At 61.7% G+C, this 14,400-nt stretch carries 17 protein-coding genes; 11 read left to right on the forward strand and 6 right to left on the reverse strand.

The features are described 5' to 3' along the window. Positions 1 to 53: 53 nt before the first annotated feature. Positions 54 to 404, reverse strand: a complete 351-nt coding sequence (locus O2N64_RS02910; RefSeq protein ID WP_271078792.1) for a hypothetical protein — start codon at positions 402 to 404, stop codon at positions 54 to 56. A gap of 133 nt (positions 405 to 537) precedes the next feature. Between O2N64_RS02910 and O2N64_RS02915 the strand changes: the two genes are divergently transcribed. The 5 genes from O2N64_RS02915 (at position 538) to O2N64_RS02935 (ending at position 4,959) form a co-directional block, all read left to right on the forward strand. After that, positions 538 to 1,968 (forward strand): NAD-dependent succinate-semialdehyde dehydrogenase, encoded by a 1,431-nt coding sequence (locus O2N64_RS02915; RefSeq protein ID WP_271078793.1) that lies wholly within the window; start codon positions 538 to 540, stop codon positions 1,966 to 1,968. Between the two features lie 10 nt (positions 1,969 to 1,978). Continuing rightward, on the forward strand, positions 1,979 to 3,085 hold the full coding sequence (locus tag O2N64_RS02920; RefSeq protein ID WP_271078794.1) for an S-(hydroxymethyl)glutathione dehydrogenase/class III alcohol dehydrogenase: 1,107 nt from the start codon (positions 1,979 to 1,981) through the stop codon (positions 3,083 to 3,085). A 66-nt stretch (positions 3,086 to 3,151) separates the two neighbouring features. Further along, the gene (locus O2N64_RS02925; protein ID WP_271078795.1) at positions 3,152 to 3,547 is read left to right on the forward strand and encodes a VOC family protein; all 396 of its coding nucleotides are present in this window, start codon (positions 3,152 to 3,154) and stop codon (positions 3,545 to 3,547) included. Then, positions 3,547 to 4,380, forward strand: coding sequence for an S-formylglutathione hydrolase (gene fghA, locus O2N64_RS02930; protein WP_271078796.1), 834 nt, complete (start codon positions 3,547 to 3,549; stop codon positions 4,378 to 4,380). The genes O2N64_RS02925 and fghA overlap by 1 nt, the downstream gene beginning before the upstream one ends. An 84-nt stretch (positions 4,381 to 4,464) precedes the next feature. Continuing rightward, on the forward strand, positions 4,465 to 4,959 hold the full coding sequence (locus tag O2N64_RS02935) for a VTT domain-containing protein (RefSeq protein WP_271078797.1): 495 nt from the start codon (positions 4,465 to 4,467) through the stop codon (positions 4,957 to 4,959). Here O2N64_RS02935 and metW read toward each other — a convergent pair. Together metW and metX are read right to left on the reverse strand one after the other, a co-directional pair. Beyond that, positions 4,956 to 5,546 carry a methionine biosynthesis protein MetW gene (metW, locus tag O2N64_RS02940; RefSeq protein ID WP_271078798.1) on the reverse strand — a complete coding sequence of 197 codons (591 nt, stop codon included), beginning with the start codon at positions 5,544 to 5,546 and terminating at the stop codon, positions 4,956 to 4,958. The genes O2N64_RS02935 and metW overlap by 4 nt on opposite strands. Further along, complete coding sequence (metX, locus tag O2N64_RS02945) at positions 5,543 to 6,646, reverse strand: homoserine O-acetyltransferase MetX (RefSeq protein WP_271078799.1); 1,104 nt, start codon at positions 6,644 to 6,646, stop codon at positions 5,543 to 5,545. Before metX ends, metW begins: the two co-directional genes overlap by 4 nt. 74 nt (positions 6,647 to 6,720) lie before the next feature. On the opposite strand from metX, the gene hisC reads away from it, so the two are divergent. From hisC to O2N64_RS02960, 3 genes are read left to right on the forward strand one after another with little or no spacing between them, the layout of a single operon-like run. Further along, complete coding sequence (gene hisC / locus O2N64_RS02950) at positions 6,721 to 7,833, forward strand: histidinol-phosphate transaminase (RefSeq protein WP_271078800.1); 1,113 nt, start codon at positions 6,721 to 6,723, stop codon at positions 7,831 to 7,833. Continuing rightward, a complete protein-coding gene (locus O2N64_RS02955; protein WP_271078801.1) occupies positions 7,820 to 8,725 on the forward strand; it encodes a prephenate/arogenate dehydrogenase family protein in 906 nt (301 codons plus the stop codon). The genes hisC and O2N64_RS02955 overlap by 14 nt, the downstream gene beginning before the upstream one ends. Before the next feature lie 26 nt (positions 8,726 to 8,751). Beyond that, on the forward strand, positions 8,752 to 9,519 hold the full coding sequence (locus O2N64_RS02960; RefSeq protein WP_271078802.1) for an enoyl-CoA hydratase: 768 nt from the start codon (positions 8,752 to 8,754) through the stop codon (positions 9,517 to 9,519). Between the two features lie 27 nt (positions 9,520 to 9,546). Here O2N64_RS02960 and O2N64_RS02965 read toward each other — a convergent pair whose 3' ends face one another. From O2N64_RS02965 to trxB, 3 genes are read right to left on the reverse strand one after another with little or no spacing between them, the layout of a single operon-like run. After that, the gene (locus O2N64_RS02965; protein WP_271078803.1) at positions 9,547 to 9,948 is read right to left on the reverse strand and encodes a hypothetical protein; all 402 of its coding nucleotides are present in this window, start codon (positions 9,946 to 9,948) and stop codon (positions 9,547 to 9,549) included. Further along, a complete protein-coding gene (locus O2N64_RS02970) occupies positions 9,945 to 10,400 on the reverse strand; it encodes a MaoC family dehydratase (RefSeq protein WP_271078804.1) in 456 nt (151 codons plus the stop codon). The genes O2N64_RS02965 and O2N64_RS02970 overlap by 4 nt, the downstream gene beginning before the upstream one ends. A 5-nt stretch (positions 10,401 to 10,405) precedes the next feature. Then, on the reverse strand, positions 10,406 to 11,377 hold the full coding sequence (gene trxB / locus O2N64_RS02975) for a thioredoxin-disulfide reductase (protein WP_271078805.1): 972 nt from the start codon (positions 11,375 to 11,377) through the stop codon (positions 10,406 to 10,408). A gap of 163 nt (positions 11,378 to 11,540) precedes the next feature. Here trxB and O2N64_RS02980 point away from each other — a divergent pair, with 163 nt between their 5' ends. The 3 genes from O2N64_RS02980 to kynU are packed head-to-tail and all read left to right on the forward strand — an operon-like array spanning position 11,541 to position 14,373. Then, positions 11,541 to 12,506 carry a tryptophan 2,3-dioxygenase gene (locus O2N64_RS02980; RefSeq protein WP_271078806.1) on the forward strand — a complete coding sequence of 322 codons (966 nt, stop codon included), beginning with the start codon at positions 11,541 to 11,543 and terminating at the stop codon, positions 12,504 to 12,506. Next, positions 12,503 to 13,138, forward strand: coding sequence for an arylformamidase (gene kynB / locus O2N64_RS02985; RefSeq protein WP_271078807.1), 636 nt, complete (start codon positions 12,503 to 12,505; stop codon positions 13,136 to 13,138). The genes O2N64_RS02980 and kynB overlap by 4 nt, the downstream gene beginning before the upstream one ends. Next, a complete protein-coding gene (gene kynU / locus O2N64_RS02990; RefSeq protein WP_271078808.1) occupies positions 13,138 to 14,373 on the forward strand; it encodes a kynureninase in 1,236 nt (411 codons plus the stop codon). The genes kynB and kynU overlap by 1 nt, the downstream gene beginning before the upstream one ends. The last annotated feature ends 27 nt before the right edge of the window (positions 14,374 to 14,400 follow it).

Here is a 14,400-nt window from a genome sequence, read left to right on the forward strand (position 1 = left end):
GTGACCATCGCTATTGCCCCATGCGTGGTTCCCGGTCCAGCCGGGATTTCCCGCTAATTGTCAAGCAGGGCAAGGCATGCAGGCATAACGTCGTCCAGCGTGTCATTGTCCCACAAATCCTGCGCTTCGGAAGAGAACAGCACGGTGAGCTGCTCGCGCGAGAGGCCTGCTTCATCCATCAGGCGCGCGCCGGCCTGCACGAAAAACTCACTGCCGCTTTCGCGAATATCCGGATAGCGCAGCGCAGCGGCATTGCCGTTGGACTGCCCCTCGGCCACCAGCGCGAAAGCTGCCGAACAGCGCGCCAGCATACGATGCTCAAGGGAGAGCTCAGGCAGATTGTCCTGCGCCGTGGCAGTCAGCGGTGAAACGGCAATAGCGAGCGGGGCAATGATCGATAGCATGGTCCGCATTATGACTGTGTCAGGATGAACCGCAAGTTCACAGGAAGCCGCGTGGGGCTCATTTGCTTGCGTAGCCGGGAAATCGCTTGAAGGTGCTGCGTTGGATGAGGATATAAGCGCGCAAGGAGACACCATGACAGATTACCCCACGCTTCACCTGCTTATCGACGGCGAACAGATTAGCGGCGATGGCCGCGAGACCGAAGAGGTCATCAATCCCGCCACAGAGGACGTGCTCGGAACTCTGCCCCATGCCACGGCAGACGACCTCGACCGCGCACTTGAAGCAGCCGAGCGTGGGTTCAAGGAATGGCGCACGACGAGCGCGGACAAGCGCTGCGCAATCCTGACCAAAGCGGCGAACCTGCTCCGCGAACGGGCGAGCGATCTCGGCACGATCCTGACGATGGAACAGGGCAAGACGCTGGCCGAGGGGCGCGGCGAATTCATGTATTCCGCCAATTTGCTGGAATTCTACGCGCAGGAAGCCAAGCGCACCTTTGGCCGCACGCTGGTGCGCCCTGAGGGTAGCCGGGTGGAAGTGCAGTATCACCCCGTAGGCCCTGTGGCAGGCTTTGCGCCGTGGAATTTCCCCGCGATCAATGTGATGCGCAAGATCGGCGGCGCGCTTGCGGCGGGCTGCTCGACGATCGTCAAGCCAAGCGAGGAAACCCCCGCTTCGGGCATCGCCGTGGTGCAGGCACTGCTCGACGCGGGCGTGCCTGGCGGCGTGGTGCAATGCGTGTTCGGCGTGCCGAGCGATGTGAGCGAGCACCTGCTCGGCTCTCCGATCATCCGCAAGCTGACGTTCACCGGCTCCACCCCCGTCGGCAAGCATCTCGCCAAACTCGCGGCGGAAGATCTCAAGATCACGACCATGGAACTCGGCGGCCACGGCCCGGTCTTGATTTTCAACGATACCGATATCGACAAGGCATTGGATACCATGGCCCCCGGCGCTTACCGCAACGCGGGCCAGGTTTGTGTCAGCCCCACGCGCTTCCTCATCGAAGAGGATGTGTTCGGCAAATTCCGCGATGGCTTTGTCGAGCGGGTCGAGAAAATGCAGGTCGGCAATGGCCTCGAAAAGGGCACGGACATGGGGCCGATGGCCAATTCCCGCGGGCGCGAGAATGTCGGCAAGCTGATCGCGCAGGCGCAGGATGCTGGCGGCACTCTGCTTTCAGGCGGAGAGCGTATCGGTAACCAGGGGTTCTTCCACCAGCCCACGGTGCTCGCCGAAGTACCCACCGATGCCGACATCATGAATGAAGAACCGTTCGGTCCCGTCGCCATCCTCAACCCGATGGCAGGCGAGCAGGCGATGATCGACGAAGCGAACCGCCTTCCCTATGGCCTTGCCGCCTATGCATGGACGAACGATCCGGCCCGACGCCGCCGTTTGGCTGCCGAAGTGGAAGCAGGCATGCTTGCGATCAATGGCGGCAATGTCTCGACCGTCGATGCGCCGTTCGGCGGCGTCAAATGGTCAGGCTATGGCAGCGAAGACGGCCCCGAAGGCGTGCGCGCTTGTCTGGTCCCCAAGGCCGTTCACGAAGGCTGAGGAGAGACACATGAAAACCCGCGCCGCGGTCGCATTTGCGCCGAAACAGCCGCTTGAGATTGTCGAGCTTGACCTCGAAGGGCCCAAGGCGGGCGAAGTGCTCGTTGAAATCATGGCGACGGGCATCTGTCACACCGATGCCTACACGCTCGACGGGCTCGACAGCGAGGGCCTGTTCCCGAGCGTGCTGGGCCATGAAGGTGCAGGCGTGGTGCGCGAAGTGGGCGCTGGCGTGACCAGTGTCTCACCGGGCGATCATGTGATCCCGCTTTACACTCCTGAATGCCGCCAGTGCAAAATGTGCCTTTCGGGCAAGACAAATCTGTGCAGTGCCATCCGCGAAACGCAGGGCAAGGGACTGATGCCGGACGGCACCAGCCGCTTCTCGTACAAGGGCGAGACGATCTACCACTACATGGGCTGTTCGACCTTTTCGAACTTCACCGTCCTGCCTGAAATCGCGGTCGCGAAAATCCGCACCGACGCGCCGTTTGAAACCTCCTGCTACATCGGCTGCGGCGTCACCACCGGCGTTGGCGCGGTGACCAATACCGCCAAGGTGCAGCCGGGTGACAATGTCGTCGTGTTCGGCCTCGGCGGCATCGGATTGAACGTCATCCAGGGCGCAAAGATGGCGGGCGCGGACCGCATCGTCGGCGTCGATATCAATCCGGCCAAGAAAGAATGGGGCGAGAAATTCGGCATGACCGATTTCGTCAATCCGAAGGAAACGTCGGATGTGGTCGCACATCTTGTCGACATGCTCGATGGCGGAGCGGATTACTCCTTCGATTGCACCGGCAATACCGATGTGATGCGCCAAGCGCTGGAATGCTGCCACAAGGGCTGGGGCACCAGCATCATCATCGGCGTGGCCGAAGCGGGCAAGGAAATCGCCACTCGCCCATTCCAGCTGGTGACCGGCCGGAACTGGCGCGGTACGGCGTTCGGCGGAGCGAAGGGCCGCACCGATGTGCCCAAGATCGTCGACTGGTATATGAACGGCAAAATCGCCATCGACCCGATGATCACCCACACGCTGACACTGGATGAGATCAACAAGGGCTTCGACCTGATGCATTCGGGCGAAAGCATCCGCAGCGTGGTGGTCTACTAGGAACCAAGACGCGTTCGTCCTGAGCTTGTCGAAGGGCGATTGCGAACACTCGAGAGGAATTCATAAATGTTCAGTCACGTAATGATCGGCACAGACGATCTGGAAAAATCCGCAAAGTTTTATGAGAAAGTTCTCGGCGTCCTGGGTGCCGGAGCGCCGATGATGCATGAAAATGCGACTGGTCAAACGCGTGCGCTGTTCAATCATGACGGCTCCATTCTCATCCTCACCACGCCGATCGATGGCAATCCTGCCAGCTGCGCAAACGGCTCGACGATCGGCCTGCGCTGCAGTTCAACCGAGCAGGTGAAGGAGCTGCACGATGCGGCCGTAGCCGCCGGCGGCACCAGTATCGAAGACCCGCCCGGACCGCGCGATGGCGGAGCGCTGGGCACGCTGCACCTGTGCTATTTCCGCGACCTTGATGGTCACAAGATCTGCGGCATTCACCGGGCCGGTTGATGGAACAACTCAGCACCACCAAGAGCTTCGGCGGCGATCAGCAGGTCTGGCGGCATGACAGTGCCGCCACCGGCACGCCGATGACCTTTGCCATCTATATTCCCGATCACAAGGAAGGCGCGAAGCTGCCGGTGCTCTGGTGGCTGTCCGGCCTCACCTGCACACATGAAAATGCGATGACGAAGGGGCATTACCAGCAGGCCTGCGCCGAGCATGGGATCGCCTTCATCTGTCCTGACACTTCTCCGCGTGGAGACGATGTCCCCACCGACGAAGCCTATGATTTCGGACAGGGCGCAGGCTTTTACGTCAACGCGACGCAAGGCCCGTGGGCAAAGCACTTTCACATGCGCCGCTATGTCGAGGAGGAGCTTCCCGCGCTGGTCGCCGAGCATTTCCCTCTCGATATGCAGCGGCAGGCGATCACCGGCCATTCGATGGGCGGGCATGGCGCGCTGACCGTGAGCTTGCGCAATCAGGGCCGGTTCCGCTCGACAGGGGCGTTCTCGCCCATCGTCTCCCCGCTCAATTGCCCTTGGGGCGAGAAGGCGCTGGACGGCTATCTCGGCGACGACCGGACAGCTTGGCGAGAGTATGATGCCTGCGCGCTGATCGAAGATGGCGCGCGGCTCGATCACCTGCGGGTGGAACAGGGCATGGCGGATGATTTCCTGATCGAGCAATTGAAGACGCATTTGCTCGCGGAGGCGTGTGAGAAAACCGGTATGGAGGCCGATATCCGCCTGCACGACGGATATGATCATTCCTATTTCTTCATCAGCACCTTCATCGCCGATCACATCGCCTGGCATGCCGCACGGCTGAAGGACTGAGGCTTTCCGGCACCAGGCAGAAACCATTCGGCAATCTCCGGCGAATACAAAGGAACTGCAACGGCATTTCCGCGCTGGAGTAATATGGATTTTACCGCGCCTTCATGGTTGCCCCTCGGCCTGATCGAGGGACTGGCTGCGACGCCTTATGGCGCCTTCGCAGCGCCGGCCATGCTCGCGCTGCTGGCCTTTGGCATCATGCTGTTTTCCGTGCCCGGCGCGATGACGCCCACGGCCTTCATATCCGGCCTGCTGTTCGGTATCGGCGGACTCTTTATAGTCCTTTTCGCCGCGCTGCTCGGCAGCCATGTGCTGTTCCTCGCCACACGCCACTGGCTGGGCGACCGGATGAAGCTGCGCTTCGGCAAGCGGCTCGATGTCATGACGCAGCATTTCGGGAAGCGCGGCCCATTCTATGTGGCGACCGCGCGCTTTGGCGGCGTTCCGCACCTGCTGATCACGGCAGGCGCTGCGCCCACGCCGATGACAGCGCGCGCCTTCGCAATCGCCAGCCTTGTGGGAATGCTACCCGTCCTGACGATCGCGGCGCTCGCCGGCAGCGGTCTGGCGATGCTTTAACGGCTCAGCCTGAAGACCGCATGTTCGGCGCGCCAGTTGGCATTCGATCCGCCGATTTCGCGGCCGCCGACGAAGAACCAGCTATCCTCGATGGTGATGCCCATTTCGTGGGCGAGATCCTCAAAATCGTGGATTGTTAGATGGTGGATGTTCTTGGTCTCGTACCAGGTCACCGGCAGGTGCCGCACGACCGGCATCTTGCCGCCGAGGAGCAGCGCCATCCGCATGCGCCAATAGGCGAAATTGGGAAAACTGACGAAGGCGGTGCGACCGATGCGCAGCAGCTGGTGAAGCAGGAAATCGGGCCGCTGCGCCGTCTGCAAAGTCTGGCTGAGGATAGCCACATCGAAGGCGGCATCGGGGTAATCCATGATGTCGCGATTGGCATCGCCCTGCACCACGCTCAGCCCCCGTGCAACGGCCTTTTCCACCTCTTCCGCCTCGATCTCGATCCCGCGCGCATCGACGCCTTTGGCATCGCGCAGTTCCGCCATCAGAGCACCATCGCCGCAGCCGACATCGAGCACGCGCGCACCCCGCGGTACATTGGCGGCGATCTTGGCGAGGTCGGGACGCAAGGTGCTCATCCGATGAAGCCTTTCACCACCCGGTCTAGCGCGGGGACATCGAGCAGGAAGCTGTCATGCCCGTATGGCGAGGAAAGCTCGACGAAACTGACCGGCGCGGCGACGGCGTTCAGCGCATGCACCACTTCGCGCATGTCGGCGGTGGTGTAGAGCCAGTCCGTGTCGAAGCTGACGAGGCAGAAGCGCGTGTCCTTCGCGCCCGCAAAGGCATCGGCGAGTTTCCCGCCCGCTTCCTCTGCCAGGTCGAAATAATCCATCGCGCGGGTGATGTAGAGATAGCTGTTCGCATCGAAGCGATCGGTGAAAGTGATGCCCTGGTAGCGCAGGTAGCTTTCGACCTGGAAATCCGCATCGAAGCCGAAGCTCTTCGCATCACGGTCTTGCAACCGCCGCCCGAATTTCTCGGTCAGCCCCGCTTCGGAAAGATAGGTGATATGCGCCGCCATGCGCGCGACGGAAAGGCCTTTATCGGGCGTTGCGCCGCCGTAATAGGCCCCGCCCTGCCAGTTGGGATCGGCCATGATCGTTTGCCGCCCGACTTCGTGAAAGGCGATGTTCTGCGCGCTGTGCCGCGCGGTGGTGGCGATGGCGAGCACGCGCTCTGTCCGCTCGGGAAAATTTGCCGCGCAGCTGAGCGCCTGCATTCCTCCCATCGATCCGCCGACAATCGCATGGAGTTTTTCGATCCCCAGCACATCGAGCAGCGCCATCTGCGCGCGCACCATGTCGCGAATGGTGATGACCGGAAAATCCATCCCATAGGGCTCGCCGCTGGGCCCAGCACTCGCAGGCCCGGTGGAGCCCATGCAGCTGCCAAGCACATTGGCGCAGATCACGTGGTAGCGGTCCGTATCGATCGGCTTACCGGAGCCGACCATGCGTTCCCACCAGCCAGGCTTGCCCGTCACCGGATGCTCGCTCGCCACGAATTGGTCGCCCGTCAGCGCGTGGAAGATCAGGATCGCATTCGTCTTATCGTTCGCCAGATCGCCATGCGTTTCGTAGGCAATCTCCACGCCTGCAAGCTCCCGCCCGCTATCGAGTGCGAGCGCTTGCGGCAGGGTCACCTTCTGGACGGAAAGGGCGGTCTGGCTGGCCATAATCAGAGAAAAAGCGACTTGGGCGAGGCCTTGCCTACTGTCAATCGAAGAGCAACGGCGTTATCGCCACGCGCATGACTGCGAAACGTCCAGAAATGAAGCCCTATGTGGCGCAGATCCATGCCTATGTGCCGGGCAAAAGCTCGGGCAAGGACGGCAAGCCGCTGGTGAAGCTTTCGGCGAATGAAAACCCGCTCGGTTCCTCTGCGGCTGCGCTGGAAGCTCGCGCTGCGGCACCCCTGCCCAATGCCTATCCGGACCCGGATGCACGCGAATTGCGTGGGGCGCTGGGCGAATTGCATGGCATTGATCCGGCGCGCATCGTCTGCGGAACGGGTTCCGACGAGCTGCTCAACCTTGCCGCGCAAGCCTATGCCGGTGCGGGCGATGAAGTGATGTTCAGCCGCTTCAGCTTTGCGGTTTACGATATCGCCGCCAAGCGCTGCGGCGCGACACCGGTGGAAGTGGACGACACCGACTACACTGCCGATGTCGACAAGCTGCTGGCGGCGGTGACCGACAAAACGCGGGTGGTCTTTATCGCCAACCCCAACAATCCGACCGGCACTTATCTGCCAGCCGCCGAGATCGCGCGCCTGCATGCAGGCCTTCCCGCCGATGTGCTGCTGGTGGTCGATCAGGCCTATGCCGAATATCTGGAGCCGGGCGAGAATGATGGCGGGATGGCGCTCGCAGCCGCCCATGAAAACGTGCTGGTCACCCGCACCTTCTCCAAGATCTACGGGTTGGCAGGCGAGCGCATCGGCTGGGCCACCGGCGCGCCGCATATTATCGACGCGCTCAATCGCATCCGCGGGCCGTTCAACGTGACATTGGCGGGCCAGTCCGCTGCCGTTGCTGCGGTGGCGGATCAGGACTTCGTCGCGCGTAGCCGTGATCACAACAATGCCGAGCTTGCGCGCTTTGAAGAGCGTATCGCAGCGCTGGGCAATCACGGCCTCACGGCCATTCCGAGCAAGGCGAATTTCTCCCTGGTGCGCTTCTCCGGCGAAGTGACCGCAGAACAGGCGCTGCATGCGATTGCCGATGCCGGTTATGCAGTGCGCCATTTACCCGGGCAGGGCCTTGGCGATTGCCTGCGCATCACCATCGGCAAGCGAGAGGATATGGATCGGATCGCCGATGTGCTGGCAGAGCTGACGGGCGCGGCGAATGGCGTTTCGTAATGTCGCGATTATCGGGCTCGGGCTGCTCGGCAGCTCGCTCGGCCTTGCCGTGCGCAAGCATCTGCCCGACGTGCAGACCACCGGCTTCGATGCCGATCCCGCCGTGCGCAAGAAGGCTCGCGAGCTGGGGCTGTGCCACAAGATCGCAGACGATGCGGCGGAAGCGGTGCAGGGTGCTGACCTCGTTGTGCTGTGCGTGCCTGTCGGCGCGATGCGGGCAGCGGCTACCGCAATCGCGCCGGGCCTATCGCCCGATGCGGTGATCAGCGATGTCGGTTCTTCCAAGCAGCGCGTTGCCAATGCGCTCGCCGAGACACTGCCTTATCACACAATTATTCCGGCGCACCCGGTCGCCGGGACCGAGCAGTCCGGGCCGGAAGCAGGCTTTGCCAGCCTGTTCGAAAAGCGATGGTGCATTATCACGCCGCCCGCTGGTGTCGATACGGATAAGCTTGAGGCACTCAGCGCTTTCTGGCGCGGGCTTGGCTCCACGGTCGAGATCATGGAGGCCGATCACCATGACATGGTGCTCGCGGTGACCAGCCACATCCCCCACCTCATCGCCTACACCATCGTCGGCACGGCGAGCGACCTTGAGGATGTGACCCGCAGCGAGGTCATCAAATATTCCGCCGGTGGTTTCCGCGATTTCACGCGTATTGCCGCCAGCGATCCGACCATGTGGCGCGATGTCTTCCTTCACAACAAGGATGCTGTGCTGGAAATGATGGACCGGTTCCTTGGCGATCTGGGCGCAATGCGCGATGCCATCGAAGCGAGCGATGGCGAGAGAATGTTCGATCTGTTCACCCGCACCCGTGCGATCCGCCGGGGCATCCTTGAACAGGGACAGGATGATGCGCGGCCCGACTTTGGCCGTGAACACAATTAGGCCGGAAATACGATCAGGAGAGAGCGATGAGCGAGAATGTGACCATTACGCAGGATGAGGGAATCCTCACTCTGGTGATGAACCGCCCCGACAAGAAGAACGCGCTGACCGATGCCATGTACGGCGCGATGGCCGATGCGATGGAGGCGGCGCAGGATGACAAGGCCGTGCGCGTCATCGTGATCCGCGGTGAAGGCGAAATGTTCTGCGCCGGCAATGACATTGGCGATTTCATGGTCGCGGCTAGCAGGGGCGATGCGCATGAAGCCAATGTCTTCCGCTTCATCCGCCTGCTCGGATCCGGCACAAAGCCCCTGATCGCCGGTGTGCAGGGCCGCGCTGTCGGCATCGGCACCACCATGCTGCTGCATTGCGACTATGTCGTGCTGGCTGACGATGCGAAGCTGACTGCGCCATTCGCCACCCTTGGCCTCGTTCCCGAAGCCGCATCGAGCAAGCTCCTGCCAGCCGCCATCGGCCACCAGCGCGCCTTTGCCATGATGGCGATGGGCGAAGCGATGCTGGCCACCGATGCCCTCGCCCAGGGTCTCGCCAATGAAGTGACTTCGCGCGACGGACTGGACGCAGCGGTTGAGGCAGCAGCCAAGCGGATCGCCGCATTGCCGCCGGGTGCCATTCAGGCGACCAAGGCACTGATGCGCGATAGCGATGCAATCGCGGCGACAATGGAAACGGAAATCGAAATTTTCGGCCAGCGCCTACAAAGCGAGGAAGCGCGCGAGGCCTTCACCGCTTTCATGCAGAAGCGCGCGCCTGACTTTTCGCGTTTCTAGCCGCGCTCTGGGTCGGCATTCTTCGAATTACGGAATGTCAGACCAGCTTTCGATACCCGCCTCTACGCGGGCGAGCCAAAGTGCAAATTCGCGCCTGAGTTCGCGTTTTTCGCGAAAGAACGCTGCGTTGGAGCCGCCCCAGCGCCTGCAATCGGTTGTGACGATGAATTCCTGCGATGGGCCGTAACGGTTCTCGTAGGCTTCGCGAACGCGCTCCACGCGGTACCGGAAATAGCGGTCAAATTCTCGCTGGGCTGCCTCTCCCAACTCGCGGTCACATTGCTTGTAACCGGCTGCCTGATAGCTGGCCCAATAAATGTCACCCGCGTAGCCATTGTCTTGCAGGAAGATGGGCTCGACAGGCTCGCTCGCTTGATGTGCGCAGCCTGCAAGCAAACCGAGCGCGACAAGAGCCAGCAATCTCCTCATGCCTTCGGATCGGTCCCGCGCTTCCACGCCATCAGATTGGGGCGGAATTCCTGTTTCAGCGCATCGTGCTGGTTGAGCGTCCGGCATTGCACCACGATGCGCGCGCGACCGGGTTTGGAGCGATTGGGAATGATCTCCTCGATTCGCGTCAGCAGCCGCAGCCGGTCGCCGGGGCGAGTGGGTTCCGGCCAGCGCAAATCGCCGCCCGCGCCGATCGTCCCATTGGCGAAGGGCACCGATTGAACCATCAGCCGCATGGTGACTGCCGCCGTGTGCCAGCCGCTCGCGGCGAGCCCGCCGAAGAAGGTCTCCTGCGCTCCCTCGGGATCGGTATGGAAGACCTGCGGATCATAATCGCGCGCAAAGGCAATGATCCGCTCCTCGGTCATTTCATATTCGTCGCTTTCGAATGTGTCGCCAACCGACAGGTCGTCGAGATAAATCTGGCTCACCGGCATTATTCCGCCGGTTCGGGAATCTTCGCAGCATGCTCAAGCGTGGCAAGGAAACGTTCTGCATCGAGCGCCGCCATGCAGCCGGTGCCCGCTGCCGTCACCGCCTGACGATAGGTGTGATCCATCACATCGCCGCATGCGAACACGCCGGGGATTTCGGTCTTGGGCGTGCCGGGTTCGACCAGCAAATATCCGCTATCGTCCATCGGCAGCTTGCCTTTGAACAGCTCTGTCGCAGGCGCGTGGCCGATGGCGACGAACGCCCCGTCCACTTCGAGCGTTGAAAGCTCATTCGTCTGCGTATCACGCAGCTCGAGATGATGCAGCTTGCCGTCCTCGCCCTCGACAAAACGCTCGACCGTCTTGTTCCACATCGGCGTGATCTTCTCGCTGGCGAAGAGGCGATCCTGCAGGATCTTTTCGCTGCGCAGCTCATCGCGGCGGTGGATCAAGGTCACATCGTCCGAGTGGTTGGTGAGGTAGAGCGCTTCCTCGACAGCCGTGTTCCCGCCGCCGATCACCGCGACCTTTTTGCCGCGATAGAAGAAGCCATCGCATGTGGCGCAGGCGGACACGCCCTTGCCGCCCAGTTCCTGTTCACCCGGAACGCCGAGCCACTTCGCCTGTGCGCCCGTGGCGATCACCAGCACATCACCGACATATTCATCGCCGCTGTCACCGATTGCCTTGAACGGCGATCCGCCTTCCAGATCGACTTCGACGATCGTGTCCCACATCATCCGCGTGCCGACATGCTCGGCCTGCTTCTGCATCTGCTCCATCAGCCACGGGCCCTGGATCACATCTTCAAAGCCGGGATAGTTCTCGACATCGGTGGTGATCGTCAGCTGGCCACCGGGCTGGAGGCCCTGCACCACGATCGGCTGCATCCCGGCGCGCGCGCCATAGATGGCGGCAGAATAGCCTGCCGGGCCGGAGCCGATGATGAGCATGCGGGTTTTGTGGGTGGTCATATCTGGTCTCGAATCGGTTTTCGTGTTCGCTACGGAGGTAAGGCCCCCCTGCATTCGCTTCAAGCGAGCCGAAGGTTTCTCCCCAAGCCACCTTCTCCTCACACAGGAATTGGGCTGCATTTGGTAACAGATGATACTATACCGCTGCGACACTGGCCTTTGATTGGCAGCGCTGCTGATCTATTCGGGCTACAAGGAGACTGCGTTGAGCATCAAGCGGACAATCGAAAACGGTATCGAGACTTTCGAAGCGGAGCTCGATGGTGAGCGGATCGTGTGGGATCGCGGCCTGACCTATGCCGACCACTTGCAGACCGATCCCCTGCTGAGCGCGCAGGTGCCGATGAGCGGCAAGCATGACGAGATGCTGTTCATCATCATGCACCAGACGATGGAATTGTGGATCAAGCTGCAGATCCACGAGTGCAAGCAGGCGATGGCGCACATCCGCGCAGACGAGCTGCCGCAAGCCTCGCGCACGCTCGACCGGATCGCAACGATCATGCGGCACATGATCCATTCGTGGGAAGTGCTTGCCACGCTCAGCCCCTCCGAATTCATGACCTTTCGCGGCTATCTGGGCAAAGCTTCCGGGTTCCAGTCGCACCAGTATCGCGAACTGGAATTTCGCCTTGGCCTGAAGCGTCCTGAACTCATCACCATCCATATGGACGATCCAGAACGCACCGCCGCGCTGGAAGAAGCGCTAGCCGCGCCATCGCTCTATGACGAAATGCTCTACCTGCTTGATCGCCGCGGATACGAGATTCCCAAGGAAGTGATCGGGCGCGACCTGACCAAGCCCTACGAATCCGATCGCACGATCGAGAATGCATGGCTGGAGATTTACTCCAACCCGCAGGAGCATTGGGAGCTTTACGCGCTGGCGGAAAAGGTCACCTCGCTCGAATATTACTTCCAGGAATGGCGCTTCAAACACATGAAGACCGTATCGCGCGTCATCGGCCACCGGCATGGCACCGGCGGCTCGGCAGGGGTGAAATACCTCGTCAAGGCGCTGGAACTGCGCTTCTTCCCCGAACTCTGGTCGATGCGCACGCGGATGGAAGCGGACAAGCCTGAAGGTGGAAGCCACGGCGGCGGGCATGGCGAAGGCTGCCCCGTATGAGCGACGCGCGCATCTGGGACATCTCGCAGCGCCTCAGCAGCAACACTCCGCTGTGGCCCGGTGAGCCGGAGCTGAAAGTCAGCCGCCACGCGAGCATTTCGCCTGAATGTCCGGTCAATATCGGGGCAATTTCCTTGCCCCTGCATTCGGGCACCCATGCCGATGCGCCGCTGCATTACAGCAATGATGGCGTGGCGAGCGCGGACAGTCCGCTGGAGCCTTATGTGGGGCGCTGCATGGTGGTCGATGCACGGGCGAGCGGTGCGCGGATCGAAATGCAGGATTGCGACTGGAGCGTGATCGAAGGAGAGAAGCGCGTTCTTTTCCGCACCTATGAAAACTTCCCGCACGATGCGTGGGACAAAAATTTCACCGCCGTCGCTCCCGATGTGATTGCCCGCCTGCGCGATGCCGGCGCGCTGCTGATTGGGATCGATACACCTTCGCTCGATCCGCAGAACTCAAAAACGATGGATGCGCATCAAGAGGTGCTGGAAGGCGACATGCGTATCCTCGAAGGGCTTGTGCTCGACCATGTTGCACCGGGCGCCTACGAGCTGATCGCGCTTCCACTTGCCATCGAAGGTGCCGATGCCAGCCCGGTGCGCGCTATCCTGAGGGAATTGCCATAATGGACGCTCTTTTCGCCAAAGCCGATGCGCTCGATGCGTCCGATCCGCTACGCTCCTTCCGCGATGCATTCGCGCTGCGTGACGGGCTAATCTACCTCGACGGCAATTCGCTGGGCGCGATGCCCAAGCGCACACCGGCGCGCATGGATCACACGATCCAGCAGGAATGGCGTGAGGGGCTGATCACCAGCTGGAATGCGGCGGACTGGGTCAATGCCCCGCGCCGGATCGGCGACAAGATCGCCCCGATCATCGGCGCTGGCGAAGGCGAAGTGGTGGTCACCGATTCCACTTCGATCAATATCTTCAAGGCGCTGACAGCGGCACTTTCGCTCCAGCCGGAGCGCTCGATCCTGCTGACCGAGACGACCAATTTTCCCACCGATCACTACATGATGCAGGGCATCACCGCCTTTTCCGGCGGACGGATCGAGACGCGCTCTGCTGCACCCGAGGAAGTGCTCGATCACCTCAGCGATGATGTGGCGGTGCTGCTCCTCACCCATGTGCATTACAAGACCGGCCAGATGCGCGACATGGCGGCGGTGACGGCAAAGGCGCAGGAACACGGCGTGCTCGTTGTCTGGGATCTGAGCCATAGCGCGGGCGCGGTGGAGCTGGCACTCAACGCGGCGAATGTCGATTTCGCGGTCGGCTGCGGATACAAATTCCTCAATGGCGGCCCCGGCGCGCCCGCTTTCCTGTTTGCGGCCAAGCGCCATCACGAAGCCATGCCTGTGCTTGCCGGATGGTTCGGTCACGCCCGCCCCTTTGCTTTCGAGGAAGAATACGAGGCGGCGGACAATATCGAGCGCTTCCTCTGCGGCACACCCGGCATTCTCGGCATGGCGGCGCTGGAGGAAGGCGTGGAACTGATGCTGCGCGCCGATATGGGAGAAGTGCGGCGGAAGTCGGCTGCACTGGGTGATTTGTTTATCGAATGCATGGACGGCTGGGCGGCTGAACACGGCTTCACGCTCGTCAGCCCGCGCGATGCGGCGGAGCGTGGCAGCCACGTCTCCTATTCCCATGCCGAGGGCTATGCGATCATGCAGGCGCTCAAAGCCTCCGATGTGATCGGCGATTTCCGCGAGCCCGATGTGATGCGCTTCGGCCTCACGCCGCTTTACCTCTCTTACCGAGACATGGTGGAAGCGGCCGCGCGGCTGCGCTCGATCTGCGAGAACCGCGAATGGGACAAGCCCGAATATAAAGAACGCGCGGCCGTTACCTGACCGCGCGCTCTGTTTCCAAATATCGGA

The sequence above is a fragment of the Aurantiacibacter sp. MUD61 genome, assembly GCF_027912455.1.
Taxonomy (GTDB): domain Bacteria; phylum Pseudomonadota; class Alphaproteobacteria; order Sphingomonadales; family Sphingomonadaceae; genus Alteraurantiacibacter.

Coding starts and splice junctions, on each gene's coding strand:
- O2N64_RS02910 (WP_271078792.1), bottom strand. CDS start 404: ATGCTATCGATCATTGCCCCGCTCGCTATTGCCGTTTCACCGCTGACT.
- O2N64_RS02915 (WP_271078793.1), top strand. CDS start 538: ATGACAGATTACCCCACGCTTCACCTGCTTATCGACGGCGAACAGATT.
- O2N64_RS02920 (WP_271078794.1), top strand. CDS start 1,979: ATGAAAACCCGCGCCGCGGTCGCATTTGCGCCGAAACAGCCGCTTGAG.
- O2N64_RS02925 (WP_271078795.1), top strand. CDS start 3,152: ATGTTCAGTCACGTAATGATCGGCACAGACGATCTGGAAAAATCCGCA.
- fghA (WP_271078796.1), top strand. CDS start 3,547: ATGGAACAACTCAGCACCACCAAGAGCTTCGGCGGCGATCAGCAGGTC.
- O2N64_RS02935 (WP_271078797.1), top strand. CDS start 4,465: ATGGATTTTACCGCGCCTTCATGGTTGCCCCTCGGCCTGATCGAGGGA.
- metW (WP_271078798.1), bottom strand. CDS start 5,546: ATGAGCACCTTGCGTCCCGACCTCGCCAAGATCGCCGCCAATGTACCG.
- metX (WP_271078799.1), bottom strand. CDS start 6,646: ATGGCCAGCCAGACCGCCCTTTCCGTCCAGAAGGTGACCCTGCCGCAA.
- hisC (WP_271078800.1), top strand. CDS start 6,721: ATGACTGCGAAACGTCCAGAAATGAAGCCCTATGTGGCGCAGATCCAT.
- O2N64_RS02955 (WP_271078801.1), top strand. CDS start 7,820: ATGGCGTTTCGTAATGTCGCGATTATCGGGCTCGGGCTGCTCGGCAGC.
- O2N64_RS02960 (WP_271078802.1), top strand. CDS start 8,752: ATGAGCGAGAATGTGACCATTACGCAGGATGAGGGAATCCTCACTCTG.
- O2N64_RS02965 (WP_271078803.1), bottom strand. CDS start 9,948: ATGAGGAGATTGCTGGCTCTTGTCGCGCTCGGTTTGCTTGCAGGCTGC.
- trxB (WP_271078805.1), bottom strand. CDS start 11,377: ATGACCACCCACAAAACCCGCATGCTCATCATCGGCTCCGGCCCGGCA.
- kynB (WP_271078807.1), top strand. CDS start 12,503: ATGAGCGACGCGCGCATCTGGGACATCTCGCAGCGCCTCAGCAGCAAC.
- kynU (WP_271078808.1), top strand. CDS start 13,138: ATGGACGCTCTTTTCGCCAAAGCCGATGCGCTCGATGCGTCCGATCCG.